This window comes from Pseudomonas sp. MM227, from assembly GCF_947090715.1.
GTDB lineage: Bacteria > Pseudomonadota > Gammaproteobacteria > Pseudomonadales > Pseudomonadaceae > Aquipseudomonas > Aquipseudomonas baltica.
This window is the reverse complement of record NZ_OX352319.1, coordinates 3115149-3137224: the sequence shown is the minus strand read 5'-3', so window position 1 is coordinate 3137224 and position 22076 is coordinate 3115149. Positions and strand designations below refer to the sequence as shown.

Annotated in this window: 17 protein-coding genes; 9 read left to right on the top strand and 8 right to left on the bottom strand. The window is 62.7% G+C overall.

Annotation, left to right across the window (positions count from 1 at the left end; translation table 11 throughout):
* Window positions 1–394: 394 nt before the first annotated feature.
* From ONG87_RS14090 to ONG87_RS14075, 4 genes are all read right to left on the bottom strand, one after another.
* On the bottom strand, window positions 395–2047 hold the full coding sequence (locus ONG87_RS14090; protein ID WP_264381468.1) for an AMP-binding protein: 1653 nt from the start codon (window positions 2045–2047) through the stop codon (window positions 395–397).
* Window positions 2044–2784: a nitroreductase gene (locus tag ONG87_RS14085; protein ID WP_122476147.1), complete on the bottom strand. Its 741-nt coding sequence runs from the start codon at window positions 2782–2784 to the stop codon at window positions 2044–2046. Before ONG87_RS14085 ends, ONG87_RS14090 begins: the two co-directional genes overlap by 4 nt.
* 12 nt (window positions 2785–2796) lie before the next feature.
* Window positions 2797–4185, bottom strand: coding sequence for an MFS transporter (locus ONG87_RS14080; RefSeq protein ID WP_122476145.1), 1389 nt, complete (start codon window positions 4183–4185; stop codon window positions 2797–2799).
* Between the two features lie 219 nt (window positions 4186–4404).
* A complete protein-coding gene (locus ONG87_RS14075) occupies window positions 4405–5424 on the bottom strand; it encodes an AraC family transcriptional regulator (RefSeq protein WP_264381467.1) in 1020 nt (339 codons plus the stop codon).
* Between the two features lie 213 nt (window positions 5425–5637).
* Between ONG87_RS14075 and ONG87_RS14070 the strand changes: the two genes are divergently transcribed.
* The 3 genes from ONG87_RS14070 to ONG87_RS14060 all read left to right on the top strand — a co-directional run bounded on the left by ONG87_RS14070 (window position 5638) and on the right by ONG87_RS14060 (window position 8672).
* Window positions 5638–6612: a quinone oxidoreductase gene (locus ONG87_RS14070; RefSeq protein WP_264381466.1), complete on the top strand. Its 975-nt coding sequence runs from the start codon at window positions 5638–5640 to the stop codon at window positions 6610–6612.
* Window positions 6609–7532 carry a LysR family transcriptional regulator gene (locus tag ONG87_RS14065; protein WP_192137981.1) on the top strand — a complete coding sequence of 308 codons (924 nt, stop codon included), beginning with the start codon at window positions 6609–6611 and terminating at the stop codon, window positions 7530–7532. The genes ONG87_RS14070 and ONG87_RS14065 overlap by 4 nt, the downstream gene beginning before the upstream one ends.
* 492 nt (window positions 7533–8024) lie before the next feature.
* On the top strand, window positions 8025–8672 hold the full coding sequence (locus tag ONG87_RS14060) for a serine protease (RefSeq protein ID WP_264381465.1): 648 nt from the start codon (window positions 8025–8027) through the stop codon (window positions 8670–8672).
* 94 nt (window positions 8673–8766) lie between these two features.
* Here ONG87_RS14060 and ONG87_RS14055 read toward each other — a convergent pair whose 3' ends face one another.
* On the bottom strand, window positions 8767–9228 hold the full coding sequence (locus ONG87_RS14055) for a PA2169 family four-helix-bundle protein (RefSeq protein ID WP_122713820.1): 462 nt from the start codon (window positions 9226–9228) through the stop codon (window positions 8767–8769).
* A 186-nt stretch (window positions 9229–9414) separates the two neighbouring features.
* Window positions 9415–11529, bottom strand: a complete 2115-nt coding sequence (locus tag ONG87_RS14050) for an ATP-binding protein (RefSeq protein ID WP_264381464.1) — start codon at window positions 11527–11529, stop codon at window positions 9415–9417.
* Window positions 11530–11816: 287 nt separating this feature from the next.
* Between ONG87_RS14050 and ONG87_RS14045 the strand changes: the two genes are divergently transcribed.
* Complete coding sequence (locus ONG87_RS14045; RefSeq protein ID WP_264381463.1) at window positions 11817–12242, top strand: cell wall hydrolase; 426 nt, start codon at window positions 11817–11819, stop codon at window positions 12240–12242.
* Window positions 12243–12537: 295 nt separating this feature from the next.
* Complete coding sequence (locus ONG87_RS14040) at window positions 12538–14961, top strand: glucose/quinate/shikimate family membrane-bound PQQ-dependent dehydrogenase (RefSeq protein ID WP_264381462.1); 2424 nt, start codon at window positions 12538–12540, stop codon at window positions 14959–14961.
* A gap of 249 nt (window positions 14962–15210) precedes the next feature.
* On the opposite strand, the gene ONG87_RS14035 is transcribed toward ONG87_RS14040, so the two are convergent.
* On the bottom strand, window positions 15211–15675 hold the full coding sequence (locus ONG87_RS14035; RefSeq protein WP_122476129.1) for a GreA/GreB family elongation factor: 465 nt from the start codon (window positions 15673–15675) through the stop codon (window positions 15211–15213).
* A 122-nt stretch (window positions 15676–15797) separates the two neighbouring features.
* Between ONG87_RS14035 and earP the strand changes: the two genes are divergently transcribed.
* Together earP and ONG87_RS14025 are read left to right on the top strand one after the other, a co-directional pair.
* Window positions 15798–16940 carry an elongation factor P maturation arginine rhamnosyltransferase EarP gene (earP, locus tag ONG87_RS14030; protein ID WP_264381461.1) on the top strand — a complete coding sequence of 381 codons (1143 nt, stop codon included), beginning with the start codon at window positions 15798–15800 and terminating at the stop codon, window positions 16938–16940.
* A gap of 49 nt (window positions 16941–16989) precedes the next feature.
* A complete protein-coding gene (locus ONG87_RS14025) occupies window positions 16990–17559 on the top strand; it encodes an elongation factor P (RefSeq protein WP_049858924.1) in 570 nt (189 codons plus the stop codon).
* Window positions 17560–17743: 184 nt separating this feature from the next.
* Here the strand turns inward: ONG87_RS14025 and ONG87_RS14020 are convergent, their stop codons facing one another.
* Window positions 17744–19483 carry an IlvD/Edd family dehydratase gene (locus tag ONG87_RS14020; RefSeq protein ID WP_264381460.1) on the bottom strand — a complete coding sequence of 580 codons (1740 nt, stop codon included), beginning with the start codon at window positions 19481–19483 and terminating at the stop codon, window positions 17744–17746.
* A 206-nt stretch (window positions 19484–19689) separates the two neighbouring features.
* Between ONG87_RS14020 and ONG87_RS14015 the strand changes: the two genes are divergently transcribed.
* Together ONG87_RS14015 and araD1 are read left to right on the top strand one after the other, a co-directional pair.
* Complete coding sequence (locus ONG87_RS14015; protein ID WP_264381459.1) at window positions 19690–21000, top strand: MFS transporter; 1311 nt, start codon at window positions 19690–19692, stop codon at window positions 20998–21000.
* A 21-nt stretch (window positions 21001–21021) separates the two neighbouring features.
* Window positions 21022–22011 (top strand): AraD1 family protein, encoded by a 990-nt coding sequence (gene araD1 / locus ONG87_RS14010; RefSeq protein ID WP_264381458.1) that lies wholly within the window; start codon window positions 21022–21024, stop codon window positions 22009–22011.
* The last annotated feature ends 65 nt before the right edge of the window (window positions 22012–22076 follow it).

Below are 22076 nucleotides of genomic sequence, written 5' to 3'. Positions count from 1 at the left end.
GGAGTGGGGGCTGGATGAGATGCAGGCGAGGGGGGTAGGGCCTGATCTCACGTACCGACGACGCTGTCGGCTGAACGGGTGTCGAGCGTTTCGCTTGTGACCGCAGCCGCATCGTTGGGGCCGGGTCGCCCAGGGCATGAGGGCCGCTGGAGGAAACAGATGTCGCGTGGGGCGCGACGCCCTAAACGAAGCAATAATCAGGCCGCTGTCAGTAACTGGATGTTTTCACTGAATATTTTTTGTTGGTGCGCTTTTGAGAGCGCAATAGTGTGCTCCAGAATGGGAATCCTGCACTCAAACCGAGCAGGGTCCAACTGATGGGTAACAGGGGAGGCAGTGCTCAGGATGGGTCGAACACTGCCCCTCTGTATTGAACGCACACCTAGGAACGGCTTCACCCTCCGGACGCGAGCCTCGAGATGGCAGCCTTGCTGCCTGCACGCTCGCGCAGCACGAATTTCTGGATTTTGCCCGTGGCCGTCTTCGGCAGTTCCGTGAAGATGACCTGTCGCGGGCATTTGAACCTGGCCAGGCGCGTTTGGCAGAACGCGATGAGCTCGGCACCGGTGGGCGCCGCGACACCGGCCTTCAGCTCGATGAAAGCGCATGGCACCTCACCCCATTTGTCGTCGGGCTGGGCCACGACAGCCGCGTGCAGGACGCTGGGATGGCAGTGGATGACATCCTCGACTTCGATCGAGGAGATGTTCTCGCCGCCTGAGATGATGACATCCTTGGAACGATCGGTGATTTGCACGTAGCCACCTTCATGCACCACCGCGATGTCACCGGTATGAAACCATCCACCCACGAAGGCCTTGCCGGTGGCCGACGCGTTCTTCAGGTATCCCATCATCACGGTATTGCCGCGCAGCAACAGTTCGCCGGTGGTGACACCATCGTGCGGCACCGCGATCAAGGTGTCCGGATCCGCCACCATCATCCCTTCGAACGTTGCCGCTCGCGTGCCCTGGCGAACCCGGAATGCGCGTTGTTCGCTGTCCGTCAGCGCGTCCCAGCCGTCTTGCCACACGCAGCTCACCGGGGTGCCGGATACCTCGGTGATGCCGTAGACATGATCCACGTCGAAGCCCAGTGCAACCACCGCGCCGAGCACCGAAGCCGGTGGAGGGGAGCCGGCCGTGAGCACGCGCACAGGTGATCGCAACACCTCGCGATCACGCGCATCGGCAATCATGGCCATGACCACGGGTGCGGCGCAGAAATGGTCCACACCGTGGGTATCGATGGCATCGAACACGGCCTCGGCACTGACCTTGCGCATGCACACATGAGTGCCCGCCGCTGCGGTGATCGCCCAGGTAAAACACCAACCGTTGGCGTGGAACATCGGCAGCGTCCACAGGTAGCGCGGCGCACGCGGCAGCGGCCAGTTGGTCATCTGCAGCAGGCTCATCAGATAGGTCGCGCGGTGGCTGGTGACGACCCCCTTGGGATCGCCCGTGGTACCGGAGGTGTAGTTCAGGGCGATAGGGTGCCATTCATCGACAGGCCAGACGCCGGCGAAGTCCGGATCGCCGTTGGCGAGCAGCTCTTCATAACCCACCACGCCGATCGATGGCCCCAACGGCGCGAAGGGGTCGTCGATATCGATCACGATCAGCGCCTGATCCAGCCGCTCGAGCGCCGCCGCAACCAGGCTTGCGTATTCGCGATCCACCAGAATGGCCTTGGACTCGGCATGCCTGAGAATGAACGCCACGCCTTCGGCATCGAGCCGGCAGTTGATGGTGTTGAGCACTGCGCCTGATAACGGGATGCCAAAATGCGCTTCGAGCATGGCCGGCGTATTCGGGCACAGGATGGAGACGGTATCGCCAGCGCCCAATCCTCGAGCGACCAGAGCACTGGCCAGTCGCAAGCAGCGCTCGCGCGTCTGCGCCCAGGTCCGCGTGATGGGTCCATACACCACCGCAGCCCGTGTCGGATGGGCCAACGCAGCCCTTTCCAGAAACCCCAACGGGGTCAGGGGGAGGTGATTGGCCGGGGTCTTGTCGAGGCACTCGTTGAGGGCTACAGGCTTCATGGGCGAGTCTCTTTGTTATTGTGATGAAAGGTGGTGAATGCACTGACCGGTTCGCGCTCGGTGACCAGCTCGTTCTCGACACTGGACGCGTCCGCATAGCCCAGGCTCATGCCGCAGACCAGCATTTGCTCGTCGGGAATGCCAAGGACTTCGGCGATGACGTGGTGATACTTCAGAAAGGCGGCCTGAGGGCACGTGTGCAACCCGCGAGCCCTGGCAGCCACCATCACGCTTTGCAGGAACATGCCGTAGTCCAGCAGGCTTCCTTGCTGAAGCACGCGGTCGATGGTGAACAGCAGGCCTACCGGCGCATCGAAGAACCGGTAGTTGCGGCCGTGCTGCTCATGCATGCGTTGCTTGTCGCCCTTGGCGATGCCCAGCAGCCCGTACAGCTCCCAGCCGACTTTCTTTTTCCTGTCCGCATAGGGCGTCACCCACTCTCTGGGGTAGTACTCGTAGGGGTCGAGCAGCTGGTTGGCATGGGCGGGATCGTTGTCTATATCCGCTATGGCGTTGGACAGCTGCCGTTTGGCGTCGCCAGTGACCACGTGCACACGCCAGGGCTGCATGTTCACGCCCGTCGCGCAGAAGCGGGCGACATCGAGGATGCTTTCCACGTCTTCCTGGGCCACGGGGTCGGGAAGAAAAGCCCTGATGCTGCGCCGAGACCTGATCGCCCAGTCCACAGCCTCCACAACCAGGGCGGGGCTTGACGGCGGTTGAGACAGTCGATTCATAAGTGCCCCCAGTCAGGTGGATTTGGAGGTTGCAGGATTCAAGGCCGCACTGTCGGTGGCCGATGGCGCGCGGCGGGTCGAGCGTGCCTGGGAAGAATCGGCGAGGGACTGATTGATCAGCGAAACCGCCGCCGCACCGATCAGCCCGGCAAGGGCGATGGCCATGAAGTTCTGCTCCAGCGGCAAGTGCATCGAGATCAACCAACCGATCAGTACCGGGGCCACGATGGCGCCTATGCGGCCCACGCCCGATGCAAAGCCGACGCCGGTGGCCCTGATGGTCGAAGGGTAGAAATCGCCGGCGTAGGCGTAGGCCAGCAGTTGCGTACCCAAGGTCGATGCGCCGACCGTGAACACCACGGCGTAGAGCAGGCCCGGCGAGCGGGTGTAGGCAAGCATGACCAGCGCCAGGGCGCCGACGATGTAGAAGCACACCAGCACACGCTTGATGTTGAACCTGTCGCCCAGCCAGCCACCGCCCAGCGCGCCGACGATGGCACCGACATTGAACACGATCACGAAATTCAGCGCCGATCCCAGGCTGAAACCCGCCATGGCCATCAGCTTGGTCAGCCAGGAGTTCAGCGCGTAGACCATGAACAACCCGGTCATGAATGCCGCCCAGATCATGACCGTGCTGAAACCGCGGCCATCGGCGAACAGGTTGCGCACGGGGGAATCCTGTTTGTCGAGGATCTCCGGGTTGCCGGCCATCACCGCATCGTCGGGAATCATGTTGCCGGGATCGAGCTTTCGCGCCACCTCCCTGAGTGCGTCCTGCTGGCCCTGTTTGAGCATGTAGCCGATGGAGTCAGGCATGCTCTTGAGAATGAACGGGATCAGGATCACGGGCAGGCCCGCGACGTAGAACACCCATTGCCAGCCGTGACTTTCGATCAGCTGTTTTGCGGTGAGGGCGACCAGGATGCCACCCACGGAATAACCGGCGAATACCAGCGTTACCAGGCGGGTGCGCAGTTTCAATGGCGAAAACTCGCCCATTTGCGCGGTGCAGATCGGCAGTACGCCGCCAATGCCCAGCCCTGCGATGAAACGCATGACGCTGAAGCTGATGGGGTCGTTGGTCAGCCCGGCACCCGCAGTGAACAGACTGAACAGCGCAACGCAGATGGCCGTCATCTTCGGCCGACCGATGCGATCGGCCAGCGTGCCGAGAAAAATTGCCCCGAGCATGGTGCCGAACAGCGCCGAGCCGGCCATGATGCCGGCACTGGTCGCCTCGATGTTCATGTCCTTCATGATGGCCGGCAGTGCCGCACCCACAACGGCGAGGTCATAGCCGTCGATGATCAGGATGAGCACGCACCAGAACAGGATCAGGCCATGGAAGCGGTTGAACCTTGAATCCTTTGCCAGCGCGAAAACGTTCACGGGTTGCATAGCGTGTCTCCTTCGGTTTTATTTTTGTTTTGAAGTGCACAGGTGTTCTGCCGACCAGGCCATGGGCAGCGGCCATGGCTGGGGTTCGGCTATCGTAGGCGCCGGCATGGGCTACGCCCATGTCCAAAGTCGTCGTTCTGATTGGGGTGTTTGGACAGTCCGGGGTGGGGACAGGAAAGGGACGGATCGTGAATCTTTCAGAAGGGGGAGCAGTGAGGCCTATGTTTCATCGGCTTCGTTGCGGCGATAGCAGCCGGGACTTACGCCCGTCCACTTCTTGAACGCGCGATGGAAGGCACTGGCATCCTGAAAACCGGTTTGCAGTGCAACTTCCACGACCGTCAGCTCTTCACGGCCCAGCAGATGGATGGCCATGTCCCGACGAAGATCGTCTTTCAGCCGCTGGTAGCTCAAGCCTTCGATGTGCAACCGTCGTTGCAGCGTCGAACTCGAAGTGCCCAGCGATTTCGCCAACTTGTCGAACTCAGGCCAGTCCTCCGGATCCACACCGCGCAGCTTCTGACGAACCTTTGCTCCCGTACTTTCATCGTTCCGATACTTGACCAGCAAATTGCCGGGCGACTCTTCCAGGAAGGGTGTAAGGGTTGCGGGTGTCTGCACGACCTTGAGGGCGAGGAGGCTGCGATCGAACCGGACGGTAGTCTGGGCGACACCGAACGCCAGCGACTCGCAAAAGCGCAGGCGGTAGTCGCTGTCGTCCAAAGGTTGCGCCGGCCGGAAGCCGATGCTTTGGATAGGCAAGCGCCGGCCGCCCAGCCAGCAGAGCAGTCCGTGCACCAGGATCAGCCAGGTGCCATAGCTGAACAGGCGTCTTTCCACGCCGTGGTCGTGAATGACCAGCACCGCCGAGTCGTCTTCGTACGTCAGCTCGCCGTAGACGTCGTCCAGGGCGATGCGCAGAAACATCAGGATCCGCCGCAGCGCCTGCTCCAGCGAGTGGCAGCCCAGGGCCACATGGCACATGAGCCGAAAGCTGCCTCTGCGCAGAGGATGGCTGTCGATGGCGAAGAACTCGTCGTCCAGCGCGTTGGCCAGCGCAATCCAGAGTCGAGAAAACGCGACTGCGGAGACTCTGGCCTGGGGCGCGTCAAGCAACCCTGGGTCGATGCCCGCGTCTCGCAGCACCGGCTGGATGTCGAATCCGCGCTGCATTGCACCGTGCAGGGCTTCGTGCACCAGGCCTATGGAAGTCGTGCCTTTGTCTGCAACTACAGCCATGACGTGTCCCTGTGAGCGATGCACCGAGTGTCGACCAGTGGCCTGAACGGTAAACAAACCCGCAACGACAGGCAATCGGTCCGGGCACAACAGGTCAATCGTCATCTGATCATTGCTGCACCCAGTGCAGGTATATACTGCAGATTCACCGTCTTGTGTAACGCTGGGCGCGTTTCCATACTCGTCGGCACTATTGACCGACTGGAGAACGACATGGCCGCAGTGATCCGTTTCAATCAACCCGGTGATTCCTCCGTGCTGTGGGAAGACACCGTGGTCGAGCAGGCGCCGGGCGAAGGGCAGGCGTGGCTGCAGCAGGCGGCCGTGGGCGTGAACTACCTGGATGTCACCCAGCGCAATGGTGCGGTCAAGGTACCGCTGCCGTCCGGCTTGGGCCTGGAAGGCGCGGGCACCGTGATCTCGGTGGGGCCAGGGGTGACCAACGTGCAGCCAGGCGACCGCGTCGCCTATGCCACCGGGCCCTTGGGCGGCTACGCGGCGCAAAGGCTCTATCCGGCCGAACGGCTGGTGAAGCTGCCGGCCGGGGTCAGCTTCGAGCAGGCCGCGGCCGTGTTGTTCAAAGGCATCACTGCACAGTACCTGTTGAAATCCACCTACCTGGTAGGCCCCGGTACGACGATGCTGCTGTACGGCGTCGCCGGCGGCCTGGGCCAGATCATGGGGCAGTGGGCCAAACACCTGGGGGCGTACGTCATCGGTGTGGTGTCCAAACCCGAGAGCGTCGAGCGGGCAAAGGCGGTGGGCTGCGACGAGGTGCTGGTATTCGATGCGGCCACGCTCGCCGCGGACGTGGCCAAGCTCACCCAGGGGCGCAAGGTCGATGTGGTCTACGACCCGATTGGTCGCCTCTCCTTCGAAGCGTCGCTGGACAGCCTGCGTCCGCGCGGCCTGATGGTGTCGTTCGGCGCATCGTCGGGTGCGCCCGGCGCGGTCGAGCTGTCGACCCTCAACGGCAAGGGCTCGCTGTTCCTGACCCGGCCTTCCATCGTCGCGCACACGGCTTCCACAGCCGAATACCAGGAGCGCGCAGCCGACGTGCTGGCGGCGGTCGAGGCGGGCATCATCACCCCGCGGATCTGGAAGACCTACCCCTTGACCGAAGCGGCTCGCGCCCATGAGGCGCTCGAATCGGGTCAGTCCGCCGGGGCGATCATTCTCGCCCCATGACCCCGGACCTGCTCGACAGTCAGCACAGCGACGAGATCGCCGCCTTCCTTGCCGTGGCCAGCCAAGGCTCGTTCGTTGCTGCCGGTCGCTTGCTCCAGCGTCACCCTACGGTGATCTCCAAGCGTCTGGCCGCCATGGAAAAGCGGCTGGGCGTGCGCCTCATGGAGCGCTCCACTCGCCAGGTCCGGATTACCGAAGTCGGCGCCAAGCTGGAACAACGCCTGCGCGCAGCCCTGAGCCAAATCGTCGAAGCCGAGCAGCAGGCCACGTCAGGCGTTTCCCAGGTGCGCGGGGTCCTGCGCCTGGCGCTGCCAGCGGCCATGGGGCGCCTGTGGGTGGCCCCGTTGCTGCCCGAGTTCTTGAGCGCACACCCCGGTGTGTCGATCGTTGCCGACTACAGCGAGCACGTCGTCGACATCATCGAGCAAGGCTATGACCTGGCCCTGCGCATCGGCGAGCTGGAAGACAGCCGACTGATTGCCAACAAGCTCTGCGACCATCGCCGCATTCTCTGTGCATCCCCTGCCTACGTGGAACGCTGCGGCATGCCGCTGATGCCTGCAGATCTGGTCAGGCACAACTGCCTGCGTTTCAGCGGGCTGGCCTCGTTTCCGGAATGGAAGCTGCACCGCGCAGACCGTCAGGAAAGCGTGACCACGCAAGGCACCCTGACATCCAACGACAGCGAAACCCTGCTCAGCGCCGCAATGGCCGGCACGGGCATTCTGGGTGCGGGCGAATGGCTGATGAGCCGCCAGCTGGCGTCCGGCGACCTGGTTCAGATACTGCCCGACTGGCGATTGGACTCAGTGGGCGGAATCTACCTGATACGACCTTCTTCGAAGTTTCCGGCAGCGACCGTCCTGGCATTCAAGGCCTGGATCGAATCGCACTTCGTCGATGGGCCGCCTTGGGAGTAGATGTGCGGCGCAAGGGTCATGCTGGCGTCCGCCAACGAAATCGGAACCACGTCACAGTAGTAGCATATTGATATTAAAGACTCCCTTGACCCGTCCGATACCCTTTTCACTGTGCAACCAAAAGAAATGGCCATGTGCCATTATTCTTGTTGCTGGTGAAAGATGGATGATGTCATAATGTCATCATCGGCCACCACGTCCCGTATTTTGGAGCGTTGTGGCTTTGGTTGGCCGGACGTGGCGTTCGAAGGCTCGCGATGCTTCGCGATCATGCCCACCAACACCCGATCACGCTGTCAGTCACGATCCGACAGGATCGCCAGGGAACAATGGCGGCCTGGAGCACCGCGTAGCGCACCCATCAACGCGCCGGTTTCCAGGGTCTTTACAAATACTCGCGCACGCGAACCTATTCTCGTCCAGAGGGATGAGAACCACGCAAGCAAGGTTGCTTTTATAGTCCCAGAAATGGGATTGCTACACTGGAACACGATGAATCGATCTATCTGCCTGATGTTCGGCCTGCTTCTTTCCGGCTGCAATGGCATGCCAACTCCCTTTGTCAGCGATGCCGCCTACAAAGACGCTTTCATGGTCACCTCGAGTCTTCCCGCCCCTCTTCTGTATCAAGCCTCGGCCGTGCAATGGAATGAGGATTACGCGGTTTCTGCCAAGCACACCCCTTACCTCAGTGACGTTGCGCACCGTGGCCGTGGCGATGTGGTCTTCATCAAGCGCAAGGCTGCTGCGGCTCCCCACTGGCGTCAGGCATCGGTCGGCGAAAACGTCACCGCCGTCGGCTTCAGTCCACTGTTGATGCCCCTCAAAGGCAGCGGCAAGGTGAAGGAAGGCAAGTTGCTGCTCAGCAACCTCAACGATGGCGTGCTCTATTCCATCCACGACGGTCCGAGCGCCATGGGCATGTCGGGCGGTCCGGTGTATGCAGATGACGGCTCGGTAGTCGGTATCACGGTGGCATTCGTGCCGACGCGCTACACCCAGTCCATGACCAATACCGACCTGGCCGACGCCAAGCGGGTGAGTGTGTTCATGAGCTACAAGGAAATCGACAAGGAATGGCATCGCTTTCAGGGCGACGTCAAAGTACCTGCCCCAGTCATGGGCTATGTGACACGTTGAGTCGATGGGGGAACGGCGGGGATGTTGTCAAGGCGGGGGGCGTTGCGCAAGAAGCACGGCTCGGGCGGCCTTGGCAGCCGCCCAAGCCCCTCACTCATTTCTGAGCGCGAGCTGCGTCACGCAGTGCCTTGATCTTGTCATGGTTGCGCATGACGCCATCGAACTGCTTCTGGATCACGGCGCGTACCTCAGGGGTCACGTCATGGTTTTCCAGCGCTTTGGTGTAGCTCTTCTTGGCAACGTCTTCGCCGCGCTCTGCTTCGTTGAGCAGTGCGACGTCGTCCTTGCCGGTGATGGCCGACTTCAGGTCGACCCAACGACGGTGCAGATCGCCTGCAACGCTGGTGGTGGTTTCGGGTTCGCCACCCAGCTTGCGTACTTCGTTCTGCAGTTCTGCAGCACCGCTGGCGGTATCCGAAGCGGCGGCTGTGAAGACTGCCTTCAGTTCAGGGTTTTTGGTGTTTTCGGCGAGATCCTTGAAACCAGCCTCACCATCTTTCGATGTTTCGATGAGGTCGTTGAGTACCTTGATCGTTTCTTTATGAGCGTCGGTCATTTCAAAATCTCCTTGGTGGACGGTCTGGCTCAGACCCAAGAGGCAGCCATGGCGTAGGCATGGTACGTACGCTGTGTTTAGGTCGCCCTGTTTGGCGGAAGGTTCCGATTTTTTTGAAATGGGCGGCTTGCCAGTCTTTTCCGGCACGTTGTCGTGGATCGCAAATCGGCCAAATGTCCGTCGCCGTCAGGCGTCCGACCCAGGCGCGCCGGCCAACTCCCTGACCAGTCGGTCCAGCTCGTCGAGTTCAAACGGCTTGCGCAGCACCACGGCGCCGGCGATGGCATCCAGTGCAAGGGTGTCGGCATAGCCACTGATGAAGATGATCGGTAACTGCGGGACGAGTTGGCGTGCCTTGCGCGCCAATTCGGCGCCGTTCATCTCCGGCATCAGGAAGTCGATGACGGCTGCGGCGCAGCGCGTGTTGCCCAGTATCGCCAGAGCCTTGCCACCACAATCGGCCTCGAGCACCTGATAGCCCCGCACCCGCAGATCGTCGACCAGCACCGTGCGCACTGCATCGTCATCGTCGACCACCAGCACCGGTTGGGCGAGAGGGGCGAGCGCCACCGTGACGCTGGTCGGCTGCGGGTTGATGGAATTCGCGCGTGGACGCTCGGCCATGGGCAGTACCAGTTCGAAGGTCGAGCCTTGGCCCGGTTCACTGGTGATCTTCAGGTCGCCGCCACATTGACGGCACAGGCCGTAGACCTGCGCCAGACCCAGCCCGGTGCCACGGCCCGATTCCTTGGTGGTGAAGAACGGCTCGCACGCCTTGGCCAGCACTTCCGCGGACATGCCGGTACCACTGTCACTGACCCGGATCGATACGCTGGGCGGTGTACCCGGCGGAGCGGTCGGCGAGCATTTGACGGTGAACCAGCCGCCGTCGGGCATCGCGTCCCTGGCGTTCAGGGCGAGGTTGAGTATGGCCATTTCCAATTGCAGGGGGTCGGTGCTGACGAACAGGCTGCGGTCAGGCGTCTGCATGTCGATATTGATGTCGGGGCCCAGCGCGTTTCCAACCAGTTCGAAGGCCGCAGTGACGGTGTCGGCAAGGCTGACTGCCGATACGTTCAGCCGTTGCGTACGCGAGAACGCCAGCAGCTGCCCGGTCAGGCGAATGCCCTTTTCCGTGGACAGCGTCGCCCGAGTCACGTACTTAGAGGCCTTGGGATCACTCTCTACATGGCGATGCAGCAGCTCGAGGTTGCCTGAAATGCCCATCAGCAGGTTGTTGAAATCGTGGGCGATACCGCCCGTCAGTTGTCCGATTGCATCCAGGCGTTGGGCACGGTTCATCACCTGTTCGGCGACGATGCGTTGCGCAGACTCCTGTTCCAGTTCGGCGCGCTTCTGATCCAGCTCCAGTTCCAGACGCTGCCTGATGGTGGTTTCCAGGCGACGCTGCTTCTGCCGTTGCAGGTCCAGGCGCGCCGTGACCCGGCCGTCCTTGATGATCAGGATGACCAGCGGCAGAAACACCGTCGCCACCACCAGGGCCAGGGCGGCGGGCGCACCGATGGCGCGGGCGTTGATGGCCGACAGCAACAGCCAGCCGATCACTGGCAGGATGGCCGTGAGCAGCAATTGCCGACGGGTGACTGCGCCTGCACGGTTGCTCAGCGTGACCACGTTCAGCCAACCCTGATCGGCCTGAAAAAGCATCGTTGAAACAGCCAGGCAGGCCAGCGCTGCAGCGGTGTGGACCGCCATGGCATTGAACAGCAGCACCGAGTACAAATCCTTGACGCCGTAGGCATAGCCCAGCAGGCCGATGCCGGCCAGGCCGAAGGCGAGCAGGGCAAGTACATCGCAGGCTTTGTGGCGGCCAGCCAACTGGGCCATGCGGGCCACGCCCAGCAAAGCCAGGCAGCTCGCCGTGGCCGTCGAAACGCTACCGACCAAGAGCGCCGAAGGCGGAAACAGCCAGGCGTTCAGCGCCGGGCTCAAGACGTCTGCACCGAGCAACAGGTGTGTGCCCAGCAAGGCGAATGCGCTGGTCGAAGCCAGGCCCGCAAGCAACCAGCTGGGTCGCGCGCGACGTCCCAGGAGGCTGGACAGCGCCAGACCGCAAAGCGCCATGGCCGTCAACGGCGACATGCCCATCAGGCCCGCAAAGAGATAGCCCAGCAATGGCTGGCCAAGCACATATTCGCAGAGTGCCGTGGCACCGGTAAGCAGGGCCACCCATGACAACAGCTTGGCCACCCACCTGACCGATGTTGCGGCATGCAGACGGCTCAGTCCCCAGCCGGAGGTGTGGGCACCGGTATCCAGGTCGTCGTCGGGTGCGTGCATCGGCAATGGGACTCCGTGATGGGATGGTCGATCGAGGGCAGGTCGGCGCGGGGCGACGGACCGGGCATGGCGATGACATTTGTAGAGCCAATGCCGCCAATTCTCAAGCCTTTGGCATCGACCCTCGCCACGGGAAACTGCAGCCACGACTTGGCAGGCGGGGAATTGCTGCCGGCTGGCAAACCCTCGTGGAGCTCAGCAATCTGGCCACGCGGGCAAGGCAATCGGGACTGCCACGAGGCTTCGCCCAGCCTTGTCGCCTTGGCCATTCATATTCAGAGATCACCATGACACACATTCAGCAGGTACACGACGTCGTTGCGCGAACGCTATGGGGGGAGGCTCGTGGCGAAGGCATCGCCGGGCAGATAGCGGTGGCGTGGGTCATCCGCAACCGTGTGCATGATGCCAACCGCCGATCCTGGTGGGGCGAGGGCTACATCGGCGTGTGTCACAAATCCTGGCAGTTCAGTTGCTGGAACCCTGGTGACCCCAACTACCCCTACCTCAGCGGCGCTCGTCCCATTCCGCAGGCGCAATGGGCGCAGGCCCTGGCGGTGGCCGAGCAGGTCATCGCTGGCCGTACGGCGGACCCCACCGACGGTGCCACGCATTACCATGCGTTGCGCCTGTCCCCACCGCCAGCCTGGGCCGCTGGCGCGACGCGTACGCTAGTACTCGGCGGCCATGCGTTCTTCAAGGATGTGCCTTGAGCCCAGGTGCCGCTGAGGAAAAACCAGGCAGCGTTACAATCGGCGCAACAGTGTTTCACCCATCCACGCCGGGGCGATTTGTCGCAGCTGTCGGTTTTTTTTGATATCGTTGCGTAACTAACTAATTAGTTAATGCTGTGACGGCGCCCGTCGTTCCTCTTCGGAACCTGATCGGGAAGCCGTGCAGGTCGTGAAAGTGCGTCACGAACATCGTCCCGACAAGCGTGTCGCGATGGCTTGCCTACACTTTGCTCAACCTTCCAGAAACGTTCATGCGTCAACAGGATCATGCAACATGACTAAGCCTCAACCTTCACCAGCGGTGCGCCGCTGGCCCATCTGGGTCGCCGCCTTGGGCGTACTCGTGTTCGGACTGCTCTACCTTGCGGGCGGGGGCTACCTCGCCAGCCTGGGCGGCAGCTGGTATTTCCTGCTGGCCGGCCTGGGCATGACCGTTGCCGCCATTGCTCTATTCAAGTCACGCCTGCTCGGCGCATGGCTGTTCGCAGCGGTCATGGTGCTGTCGGTGATCTGGGCGCTGGTCGACGCCGGGCTCAACTTCTGGCCGCAGATTTCCCGTCTGTTCGCGCTCGGCGTGCTGAGCCTGGTGGTGGCACTGGCCTATCCGACCTTGCGTCGCGCCAATGGGCTGAACGGCGGTCGCGCCGGCTATGCGCTCGGCGCGCTGCTGGCCGTGGCCGTCGTGGCGGGCGCCGCCGGCATGTTCGTGCCGCATGCCTCGGTCGCCCCGACCGGCGAAGGCCCAGGCCTGACTCAGGTCACGCCGGCCAACGCGCAGAAGGACTGGGCCCATTACGGCAACGATGAAGGCGGCAACCGCTTCGCCGCTCTCGACCAGATCAATCGCGGCAACGTCGCCGATCTGGTTCCGGCCTGGACCTACCACACCGGTGACGTCGCCATCAGCAATGGCAACGGCGCTGAAGACCAGGCCACGCCGCTGCAGGTGGGTGACAAGGTGTTCATCTGCACTCCGCACAACAACATCATTGCGCTGAACGCCGACACCGGCAAAGAGCTGTGGAAAAACCAGATCAATGCTCAGGCTGCGGTCTGGCAGCGTTGCCGTGGCCTGGCCTACTTCGACGCCAGCAGTGCGGTGGTGGAGTCGAGCGAAGGCAATACGCCGGTCAAGGCTGTTGCGGTCGCGCCGGGTGCCAATTGCCAGCGTCGCTTGTTGACCAACACCATCGATGCTCGCCTGATTGCCGTGGATGCCGACACGGGCGAGTTCTGTGAAGGTTTTGGCAACAAGGGTCAGGTGGACCTGAAAGCGGGCCTGGGGAATGTCCCGGATTCCTACTATCAGTTGTCCTCCGCGCCGTTGATGGCCGGTACCACGGTAGTGGTCGGTGGTCGTGTCGCCGACAACGTCCAGGCCGACATGCCGGGCGGTGTAATCCGCGGTTTCGATGTGGTCACTGGCGAAATGCGCTGGGCGTTTGATCCGGGCAACCCCGAGGACAAGCAGGCGCCGACCGGCGACAACACCTATGTGCGCAGCACGCCCAACAGCTGGGCACCGATGTCGTACGATCCGAAGATGAACACCGTGTTCCTGCCCATGGGCAGTTCGTCGACCGATATCTACGGTGTCGAGCGCACGCCGCTGAATCACCGCTATGGTGCTTCGATCCTGGCGTTGAACGCGACCACCGGTGAAGAGAAGTGGGTCTACCAGACCGTGCGCAACGACCTCTGGGACTTCGACCTGCCCATGCAGCCAACCCTGATGGACTTCCCCAAGCCTGACGGCAGCAGTGTGCCGGCAGTGGTGATCGGCACCAAGGCGGGGCAGATCTATGTGCTGGACCGCGCGACCGGTCAACCGCTGACGGCCGTGCAGGACATTCCAGTCAAGGGCTCGGACATTCCTGGCGAACCCTATGCCAAGACTCAGCCGCTGTCGGTGGGCATGCCGCAGATCGGCGCGCAACACCTGACCGAGTCGGACATGTGGGGTGCGACTCCGTTCGACCAGATGCTGTGCCGGATCTCGTTCAAGAAAATGCGCTATGAGGGTCTGTACACCGCGCCGGGTACCGATGTGTCGCTCAGCTTCCCGGGGTCTCTGGGTGGGATGAACTGGGGCAGCCTGTCGACCGATCCGGTGCATGGCTTCATCTTCGTGAATGACATGCGTCTGGGCCTGTGGGTGCAGATGGTGCCTCAGCAGAAGGATGCCAAGGCGTCTTCGGGTGGCGAAGCGCTCAACACCGGCATGGGCGCGGTACCGCTCAAGGGCACGCCGTATGCGGTGAACAAGAACCGCTTCCTGTCTATCGCCGGTATTCCTTGCCAGGCGCCACCGTTCGGTACCCTGACCGCAATCGACATGAAGACCCAGAAAGTTGCCTGGCAGGTGCCGGTGGGGACCGTGGAAGATACCGGGCCGCTGGGTGTGAAAATGCACCTGCCGCTGCCGATCGGCATGCCGACACTGGGCGGCACGCTGTCGACCCAGGGCGGCCTGGTGTTCATTGCCGGTACCCAGGATTACTACCTGCGTGCGTTCAACTCGGCCACCGGCGAAGAGGCCTGGAAGGCTCGTCTGCCGGTTGGCAGCCAGGGCGGCCCGATGACCTTCGTCTCGCCCAAGACGGGCAAGCAGTACGTGGTCATCACCGCGGGTGGTGCGCGCCAGTCGCCGGATCGCGGTGACTACGTGATCGCCTACGCGCTACCCGACAAGAAGTAACCCCCACGCCGCGTGCACGGTACTCGCCGTGTACCCGGCGAACCGTGTCGACGCCGGACGCGGCTTGCGCCATCCCTGTAGCAGCGGCGCGAGCCGCGTCGGCGGCGCATGCGGTGTATCAGACAATCCGCGTTGAGGCCGGACGCGGCTTGCGCCGCTGCTACAGGGGATCGCAGCGTCAATGTTGCACGCGGTGTACCAGGCAAACCGCGTCAACGGTTCACGCGGTGTGTCTACTTGCGCCGGGCGTCAAATCACCTGGGCAATGACCTGAACATTGCCCGCCATGCTGACCTCATCATCCACGCTCTTGCCCAACAGGCTTTGCCCCAAGGGCGAGCGCGGGGTGATGACCATGACCGGGCAGCCTTCGAAATCCAGCTTCAACCCCGCCGCATCGGGCCCCAGGAAAAACCACTGGCGCACACCGCTTTCCGAATCCAGCGCCACCAGTGCGCCCAGTTCGATCCCTGCCTGAAGATCACGCAACTGCAGTGCACGGAATTTCGCCAACCCGTGGCGAATCTCTTCCATGCGCCGCGCTTGCCCGGTGGCCAGGTAGGACGCCTCCAACCCGAGCGTGTCGTACTTGTTCTCGGCCACGTTCTCTTCATGGGTGGCGGTTTCATAGGCCGTCTGCGCGGCACGCTGAGCCACGTCCAGATCAACGGTCAGGCGTTCGATGATGGCTTGCAACAGGGCAGGTTTGTTCATGGTTGGACTGAGGGTGGGAACGAGCGGGCAATTGTCGCACGAACCGCCTTTAGTGCTTCTGTGCGCGGACGTTTATGCGGACAATAGCCGGCTTTGTGTAAACGTTTGCGTTGGAGTCAGCCATGAAGGCCACCTGGGACATTTTCTGCACGGTCGTGGACAACTACGGCGACATCGGCATCACCTGGCGCCTGGCCCGGCAGCTGCAGGTCGAGCACGGTATGCAGGTGCGCCTGTGGGTCGACGATCTGGTGCCATTCGCCCGTTTGTGGCCTGCCGCCAGCGCCGAACAGCCGCAGCAGTGGCATGACGGCGTGGAAGTCCGCCATTGGCGCGGCGCATGGCAGGCCACCGAGGTTGCCGATGTGGTGGTAGGTGCCTTCGCCTGCAAGCTGCCGCCTGAATACGTCGACGCCATGGCAGCGCGCAGCCCGTCCCCGTTATGGTTGAACCTTGATTACCTCAGCGCCGAAACCTGGGTCGATGGCTGCCATGGCCTGCCGTCGCCGCAGCCGGGCGGGCTGCGCAAGTTCTTCTTCTTTCCCGGCTTCACCACCGGTACCGGCGGTTTGCTGCGCGAAGCCTGCCTGGTCGAGCACCGCGAGGCCTTCGAAGCCGATCCCGCAGCGCGGCAGAGGTTTCTGGCCGGGCTGGGTGTCGAGCCCGAACCGGGCGCCCGCCTGTTGTCGCTGTTCGCCTATGAGCACAGCGGGCTGGGGTCGTGGCTGGATGCCCTGGCCGATGACACGCGCAGCAACCACCTGCTGGTCCCCGAAGGCCGAGTGCTGGCCGACGTGCGCCAATGGTTGGGCGAGGCATCGCTGGACGTCGGCAGCCAGGTACAACGGGGCAGCCTGAAGGTGCAGGTGCTGCCGTTCGTCCGTCAGAGCGAGTACGACCGGCTGCTGTGGTGCTGCGATTTCAATGCCGTGCGCGGTGAGGACTCGTTCGTTCGCGCCCAGTGGGCGGCCGCACCGATGGTCTGGCATATCTATGTCCAGGAGGAATACGCGCACTGGGAAAAACTCGAGGCGTTTCTCGATCGCTACGGCCAGGGCCTCTCGCCCGCAGCCTATGCCGCGTTGCGCGGGCTGTGGCGGGCCTGGAACCAGAGCGTGGAGGGCGCCGACATCGGCCCGGCATGGCGCGAGGCCATTCGGCACTGGCCGGAACTGGTCGCGCACGCGCGGCAATGGTGCGCCACACAGGCCGCTCAGCCTGATCTTGCAACGACGCTGGTGCAGTTTTACCGAAATTGGCTATGATACGCGGCCTAGATTTTTGTAAATCACCATCCAAATTCGGATATTCGTAATGAAAACTGGTAAAGAACTGAAACCCGGTACCGTGATCCGTATCGACAACGACCCTTGGTTGGTTCAGAAAGCTGAATTCACCAAGTCGGGCCGTAACAGCGCGATCATGAAGACCAAGCTGAAGAACCTGCTGACCGGCTACAAGACCGAAACCGTCTACAGTGCCGACGACAAGCTGGACGACGTGATCCTGGACCGCAAGGAAGCGACCCTGTCGTTCATCAGCGGTGACAGCTACACGTTCATGGATACCACCGACTACACCATGTACGAACTGAACGCCGAAGACATCGAGGCCGTTCTGCCGTTCGTCGAAGAAGGCATGACCGACGTCTGCGAAGCCGTGTTCTTCGAAGAGCGTCTGGTCAGCGTCGAGCTGCCGACCACCATCGTGCGCCAGGTCGACTACACCGAAGGTTCCGCTCGCGGCGACACTTCGGGCAAGGTGATGAAGCCTGCCAAACTGAAGAACGGTACCGAGCTGAGCGTTGCGGACTTCATCGAGATCGGCGACATGATCGAGATCGACACCCGTGAAGGCGGTTCGTACAAAGGTCGCGCCAAGTAAGCTTCCGGCCTGCTTGACTGCGATGCAAAAACCCGACCTTGAGTCGGGTTTTTTTATGCCCAATCACCGCCTATTCCGTAGGAGCGGTCATCGGCCGCGAAAAATTCACCACGGTATACCTGTCACACCGCAGTGCTCTTTTCGCGGCCACTGGCCGCTCCTACAGGCCGGTGGGGCGGGGGGGTCAATGCGAATGCCTGGGCACCTCGGACCCCCTGCAGCCGACCAGGAAATCGAAATCACAGCCCTGGTCAGCCTGCATCACGTGGTCGATGTACAGCTGCCGATAGCCGCCCACCAGCAACGATTGCGCCGGTGCCTGCCAGTCGGCCAGGCGGGCCTGCAGTTCGCTGTCGGGAATGTCCAGGTGCAACCGCCCGCTGGCGCAGTCCAGCTCGATGAAATCACCCTCGCGAACCACTGCCAGTGGGCCCCCGGCGGCCGCTTCCGGCGCCACGTGCAGCACCACCGTGCCGTAGGCCGTGCCGCTCATGCGCGCATCCGAGATGCGCACCATATCGGTCACTCCCTGTGCCAGCAGCTTGGCCGGCAGGCCCATGTTGCCGACCTCGGCCATGCCTGGATAACCCTTGGGTCCACAGTTCTTCATGACCAGGATGGAGCTGGCGTCCACGTCCAGGTCCGGATCGTTGATGCGTGCCTTGTACATGTCGAAGTTTTCGAACACCACTGCGCGGCCGCGATGGGTCATCAGCGCCGGGGTCGCGGCCGAGGGCTTGAGCACTGCCCCCAGCGGCGCCAGGTTACCGCGTAACACGCAGATTCCGCCGTCGGCCACCAATGGGTTGTCGATAGCGCGGATCACCTCGTCCTCGCCATAGATCGGCGAATGCTGCACGTTCTGCCACAGTGACTGACCGTTGACCGTCAAGGCGTCTGGATGAGGAATCAGGCCGTTTTCACCCAGGCGTCGCAGCACGGCTGGCAGGCCGCCGGCATAGTAGAACTCTTCCATCAGGAAGCGCCCGGAGGGCTGCAGGTCCACCAGGGTCGGCGTGCCACGGCCGATCCGGGTCCAGTCGTCGAGCTCCAGCTCGACGCCGATACGCCCGGCAATCGCCTTGAGATGGATCACCGCATTGGTCGATCCGCCAATGGCCGCATTGACCCGGATAGCGTTTTCGAACGCCTCTTTAGTCAGGATCTTGGACAGGCGCAAGTCTTCGCGGACCATCGCCACCGCCCGCATGCCGGACATGTGCGCCAGCACGTAGCGGCGCGAATCCACCGCCGGAATGGCCGCATTGTGCGGCAGCGAGGTGCCCAGTGCCTCGGCCATGCAGGCCATGGTGGAGGCCGTGCCCATGGTGTTGCAGGTACCGGCCGAGCGCGACATGCCGGCTTCGGCGGAGAGAAATTCGTCCAGGCTGATCTGGCCGGCCTTGTACGACTCATGCATCTGCCAGACGATGGTGCCAGCACCGATGTCCTTGCCCTTGTGCTTGCCGTTGAGCATCGGCCCGCCCGTGACCACGATGGCCGGTACGTCGCAGCTCGCCGCGCCCATCAGCAGGGCAGGGGTGGTCTTGTCGCAGCCGGTGAGCAGCACCACGCCGTCGATCGGGTTGCCGCGAATGGCTTCCTCGACGTCCATGCTCGCCAGGTTGCGGGTCAGCATCGCCGTGGGCCGCAGGTTGGACTCGCCATTGGAGAACACCGGGAATTCCACCGGAAAACCACCGGCTTCGATCACGCCCCGCTTGACGTGTTCGGCGATGGTACGGAAGTGGGCGTTGCACGGCGTCAGCTCGGACCAGGTGTTGCAGATGCCGATGATCGGCTTGCCGTTGAACTGGTGGTCGGCGATGCCTTGGTTCTTCATCCAGCTGCGGTACATGAAGCCGTTCTTGTCTGCCGTACCGAACCATTGGGCCGAGCGCAGGGGCGTTTTGTTATCAGGCATGGTGGCTCTCTTATTGTAAGACTTGTTTTTGTGTATGCCCTAAAAATAGGCCATTGAAACGACGATTGGAAGAGCTTGTACAGTAAATAGTAATACTATAAAGTCGATTTCAATGAGGGCTGCAGGCTTCAGCGAGACACCGGCGAGTGTCCGTACAGCCGTCGCACGTCAACGACCATAAGAACAAGAAAGTGGAGATCGATCCCATGAGCCAGGAACTGGGGCTTATACGCCGCATCACCTTCAAATTGATTCCGTTCCTGATCCTGCTGTACCTGATTGCCTACGTGGACCGTTCCGCTGTGGGCTTCGCCAAGCTGCACATGGGCGCGGACGTGGGCATCGGCGATGCGGCCTACGGCCTGGGTGCCGGGTTGTTCTTCATCGGCTACTTTCTTCTGGAAATTCCCAGCAACCTGATGCTCGAACGCTTCGGCGCACGCCGCTGGTTCGCGCGCATCATGATCACCTGGGGCGCCATCACCATCGGCATGGCCTTCGTGCAGGGGCCGCACAGCTTCTATGTCATGCGCTTTCTGCTGGGCGCTGCCGAAGCGGGCTTCTTCCCCGGCGTGCTGTACTACATCACGCAGTGGTTTCCGGTCCGTCATCGCGGCAAGATCCTCGGCCTGTTTATCCTGTCCCAGCCCATCGCCATGATGATCACCGGGCCAGTGTCCGGTGCGCTGCTGGGCATGGACGGCGTACTGGGCCTGCATGGCTGGCAGTGGCTGTTCATCGTCATCGGCACCCCGGCCATCCTGCTCACCTGGCCGGTGCTGCGCTGGCTGCCCGACGGCCCGCAGCAGGTCAAATGGATGAACCAGGAGGAAAAGAACTGGCTGGCCAACGAACTCGAGAAGGACCTGCAGGCCTATGGGCAGACCCGGCATGGCAACCCACTGCACGCGCTCAAGGATTTTCGCGTGTTGCTGCTGGCGCTGTTCTACCTGCCGGTCACCTTGAGCATCTATGGCCTGGGCCTGTGGTTACCGACCCTGATCAAACAGTTCGGCGGCAGTGACCTGACCACCGGTTTCGTGTCGTCGGTGCCTTATGTATTCGGCATCGTCGGTCTGTTGCTCATCCCGCGCAGTTCCGATCGCCTCAACGACCGCTACGGTCACCTGGCCGTGCTGTACGTGCTGGGCGCTGTCGGCCTGTTCCTAAGCGCCTGGCTGAGTGTGCCGGCGGCGCAGCTGGCGGCTTTGTGCCTGGTAGCGTTCAGCCTGTTCTCCTGCACGGCGGTGTTCTGGACCCTGCCGGGCCGCTTCTTCGCCGGTGCCAGTGCGGCGGCGGGCATTGCCCTGATCAACTCGGTGGGCAACCTGGGCGGCTACATCGGGCCGTTCGTGATCGGCGCACTCAAGGAGTACACCGGCAACCTGGCCAGCGGCCTGTATTTTCTCAGCGGCGTGATGGTGTTCGGGCTACTGCTGACCGCAGTGGTCTACCAGCTCCTGGAGCGCCGCCACGTGCTGCCGGCCGATGCGTTCGCCGCCAGCGCCCGTACCTGAATTCAGCAAGAGGAAGCGATCATGCATCTGGTGCAATTCGAATTGAAAGACGGGCAACGTCGGGTGGGGTTGGTCGATGGCGACCGCGTGCACGAAGTGCGCGGCGCCCACAGTGTCCGCGAGCTGGCCATGAACGCCATTGCCGCAGGCCACGGCCTGGCCCAGGCGGTGGACGGGTGTGGCCTGGGTGAACAGCATGACTACGCGCAGCTGCTCGAACAGGGTCGCGTTCTCGCGCCTCTGGATCACCCCGACCCGGCCCATATGCTGGTGACCGGCACCGGCCTGACCCACCTGGGCAGCGCCGCCACCCGCGACAAGATGCACCAGCAAAGCGGTGACGCCGCCGTTACCGACAGCATGAAAGTGTTCCAGTGGGGCGTGGAGGGCGGCAAGCCTGCTGCAGGCCGGCCTGGCGTGCAGCCGGAGTGGTTCTACAAAGGCGATGGCAGCATTGTCGTGCGGCCCGGCCAGGCATTCCCGGTCCCGCCGTTTGCCGAGGACGCCGGCGAAGAGCCCGAGCTGGGTGGGCTGTACGTGATCGGCCCGGACCGACGGCCGTATCGCGTGGGGTTCGCCCTGGGCAATGAGTTCTCCGACCACGTGATGGAGCGCAAGAACTACCTTTACCTCGCCCATTCCAAGCTGCGCAGCTGCAGCTACGGCCCCGAGCTGCGCGTGGGTGAGCTGCCCGAGCACCTGTCCGGCACCAGCCGTATCCGCCGGGCTGGCGAGGTGATCTGGGAGAAGGAATTTCTCAGTGGCGAAGCGAACATGTGCCACAGCTTCGACAACCTCGAGTACCACCATTTCAAGTACGCGCAGTTTCTCAACCCTGGCGACGTGCATGTGCACTTCTTCGGCACCGCCACCCTGTCGTTCGCCGACGGCGTCGTCACCCAGCTGGGTGACCAGTTCGAGATCAGCCTGCCCGCCTTCGGCGCGCCGCTGGTGAACAGCGTCGGCCAGGCCGAGGCCGCCTTCACGCCGGGCAGCGTGGGCATCCTGTAGCGCGTGCGGGCGAGCAGGCCAGAGGCGCACATCGCGGTTATCATGGTCGGACATCACCCCGGAGA

What these genes read in the sequence shown, in the direction of transcription:
- ONG87_RS14040 (WP_264381462.1), top strand. Translation starts at nt 12,538, where the DNA reads ATGACTAAGCCTCAACCTTCACCAGCGGTGCGCCGCTGGCCCATCTGG.
- ONG87_RS14050 (WP_264381464.1), bottom strand. Translation starts at nt 11,529, where the DNA reads ATGCACGCACCCGACGACGACCTGGATACCGGTGCCCACACCTCCGGC.
- ONG87_RS14065 (WP_192137981.1), top strand. Translation starts at nt 6,609, where the DNA reads ATGACCCCGGACCTGCTCGACAGTCAGCACAGCGACGAGATCGCCGCC.
- earP (WP_264381461.1), top strand. Translation starts at nt 15,798, where the DNA reads ATGAAGGCCACCTGGGACATTTTCTGCACGGTCGTGGACAACTACGGC.
- ONG87_RS14080 (WP_122476145.1), bottom strand. Translation starts at nt 4,185, where the DNA reads ATGCAACCCGTGAACGTTTTCGCGCTGGCAAAGGATTCAAGGTTCAAC.
- ONG87_RS14015 (WP_264381459.1), top strand. Translation starts at nt 19,690, where the DNA reads ATGAGCCAGGAACTGGGGCTTATACGCCGCATCACCTTCAAATTGATT.
- ONG87_RS14085 (WP_122476147.1), bottom strand. Translation starts at nt 2,784, where the DNA reads ATGAATCGACTGTCTCAACCGCCGTCAAGCCCCGCCCTGGTTGTGGAG.
- ONG87_RS14055 (WP_122713820.1), bottom strand. Translation starts at nt 9,228, where the DNA reads ATGACCGACGCTCATAAAGAAACGATCAAGGTACTCAACGACCTCATC.
- ONG87_RS14025 (WP_049858924.1), top strand. Translation starts at nt 16,990, where the DNA reads ATGAAAACTGGTAAAGAACTGAAACCCGGTACCGTGATCCGTATCGAC.
- ONG87_RS14060 (WP_264381465.1), top strand. Translation starts at nt 8,025, where the DNA reads ATGAATCGATCTATCTGCCTGATGTTCGGCCTGCTTCTTTCCGGCTGC.
- ONG87_RS14020 (WP_264381460.1), bottom strand. Translation starts at nt 19,483, where the DNA reads ATGCCTGATAACAAAACGCCCCTGCGCTCGGCCCAATGGTTCGGTACG.
- ONG87_RS14035 (WP_122476129.1), bottom strand. Translation starts at nt 15,675, where the DNA reads ATGAACAAACCTGCCCTGTTGCAAGCCATCATCGAACGCCTGACCGTT.
- ONG87_RS14070 (WP_264381466.1), top strand. Translation starts at nt 5,638, where the DNA reads ATGGCCGCAGTGATCCGTTTCAATCAACCCGGTGATTCCTCCGTGCTG.
- ONG87_RS14045 (WP_264381463.1), top strand. Translation starts at nt 11,817, where the DNA reads ATGACACACATTCAGCAGGTACACGACGTCGTTGCGCGAACGCTATGG.
- araD1 (WP_264381458.1), top strand. Translation starts at nt 21,022, where the DNA reads ATGCATCTGGTGCAATTCGAATTGAAAGACGGGCAACGTCGGGTGGGG.
- ONG87_RS14090 (WP_264381468.1), bottom strand. Translation starts at nt 2,047, where the DNA reads ATGAAGCCTGTAGCCCTCAACGAGTGCCTCGACAAGACCCCGGCCAAT.
- ONG87_RS14075 (WP_264381467.1), bottom strand. Translation starts at nt 5,424, where the DNA reads ATGGCTGTAGTTGCAGACAAAGGCACGACTTCCATAGGCCTGGTGCAC.